Consider the following 1904-nt stretch of genomic DNA (forward strand, 5'->3'; position numbering starts at 1 on the left):
GTACGCATCCGACGGCGGCCGTCTTGCGTGACGGGTGGTAATTAGCGAAGCGTGTGACCTTAAGTCTAGCTTTAAGGTCATCAGGCGATGCGGGTCGAGGTTTTGGGCGGGCTGGAGCGGCGGCGGCGCTGGTCGCAGGACGACAAGGCACGGATTGTCGAGGAGACGTTGGTGCCGGGCGCGAAGGTGACTGAGGTTGCGCGTCGCAACGGAGTAGCGGCCAGCCTGGTGTTTACCTGGCGTCGACAAGCACGGACATCGGAACAAGTTGTGCCATCTTTTACGCCGGTGCAGATCGCCGCCGCAGCGGCATCGGCTGAGGAAACTCCGAAGCTTTTGCCTACGGCTGACGGCCGAGTTCGCTCTGTGGCAGCCGCGCGTACTGGATTGATCGAGATCGATCTTGGCAACCGACGGTGCATCCGGGTGGATGCGCACGTCGATCCGGAGGCGCTGGCGCGGGTCCTCGATGTGCTTGGACGCCGATGATTGCTATACTGGGGAATGTGCGAGTGTGGCTCGCGACAGGCTACACGGATATGCGCAGAGGCTTTCCGTCGCTGGCACTCCAAGTGCAGGAGGTGCTGCGCAAAGACCCGCTCAGCGGTCATCTGTTCGTCTTCCGCGGTCGCCGCAGCGATCTTGTGAAGGCGATCTGGCACGATGGCCAGGGAGCCTGCTTGTTCACAAAAAGGCTCGAGAGAGGAAAGTTCATCTGGCCATCGGTTGCCGGTGAATCGGTCACGATCTCGCCGGCGCAGTTGAGCTATCTGTTGTCCGGGATCGATTGGCGCAACCCTCAAGAAACCCAGCGTCCGACGCGGGTCGGATAGCCGTTTTACGGTTTGAATCTGCTGCTCGATCTGATTCAATGGCTTCATGATATCGAAGCCGGACGATCTTCCATCGGACCTTGTGAGTGCCCTGGCGGCGCTGCAGGCCGAGCGTGAGGCGCGGCTGCAAGCCGAGGCGGTGGCTGCCAGTGCGCGGGCGGAACTGTCGGACAACGAAGCGCTGATCGCGCATCTCGAGCTGCGGATCGAGAAGCTCAAGCGCGAACTGTACGGGCAACGCTCCGAGCGCACAGCGCGGCTGCTCGAGCAACTGGAGTTAGAGCTCGAAGAACTCGCCACCACGGCGAGCGAGGATGAGCTTGCCGCGCAGGCCGCAGCGGCGAAGACGCAGAACGTCCGCCCCTTCATGCGCAAGCGGCCGGTGCGCAAGCCATGGCCGGATGACATCGAACGCGAGCGCGTCGTCATTGAGGCTCCAACAACCTGCGCCTGCTGCGGTGGATCGCGACTGGCGAAGATCGGTGAGGATGTGACCGGGACGCTGGAGGAGATCCCGCGCCGCTTCAAGCTGATCGAGACGGTACGCGAGAAGTTTACCTGCCGCGATTGCGAGAAGATCAGCCAGCCGCCCGCCCCGTTCCACGCCACGCCGCGCGGCTTCATCGGCCCACAATTGCTGGCGACGATCCTGTTCGACAAGTTCGGCATGCATATCCCGCTCAACCGCCAGAGTGCGCGCTTCAAGGCTGAGGGGATCGACCTGCCGTTGTCGACGCTGGCCGACCAAGTCGGCCACGGGACCTTCGCCGTCATGCCGCTCTTCCACTTGATCGAACGCCATGTACTCGCGGCCGAGCGCCTTCATGGCGACGACACCACCATCCGTATCCTGGCGAAGGGCAAGTGCACGACCGGGCGGATCTGGACTTATGTGCGGGATGACCGGCCGTTTGCCGGGCCTGCGCCGCCGGCGGCGGTCTATTACGCCTCGAGCGATCGACGAGGCGAGCATCCCCAGAAGCATCTGGCCGCCTTCGCCGGTATCCTGCAAGCCGATTGCTACAACGGCTTCGAGCCGCTGTTCGACCCGCAGAAGAAGGTGCTGCCGAT

The 1904-nt window shown here is 63.1% G+C and carries 3 protein-coding genes; all 3 read left to right on the plus strand.

Annotated elements, in window-relative coordinates:
- The first annotated feature begins 87 nt into the window (after nt 1-87).
- Entirely contained in the window at nt 88-489 is a 402-nt protein-coding gene (tnpA, locus tag AC5ZGW_RS46015) for an IS66-like element accessory protein TnpA (RefSeq protein ID WP_028168800.1), read from the plus strand.
- A gap of 23 nt (nt 490-512) precedes the next feature.
- Complete coding sequence (tnpB, locus tag AC5ZGW_RS46020) at nt 513-833, plus strand: IS66 family insertion sequence element accessory protein TnpB (protein ID WP_433994572.1); 321 nt, start codon at nt 513-515, stop codon at nt 831-833.
- 46 nt (nt 834-879) lie between these two features.
- The coding region (gene tnpC, locus AC5ZGW_RS46025; RefSeq protein ID WP_496114155.1) for an IS66 family transposase at nt 880-1904 on the plus strand (1025 nt) is incomplete at its 3' end.

This window comes from Bradyrhizobium sp. Crot121, from assembly GCF_059512385.1.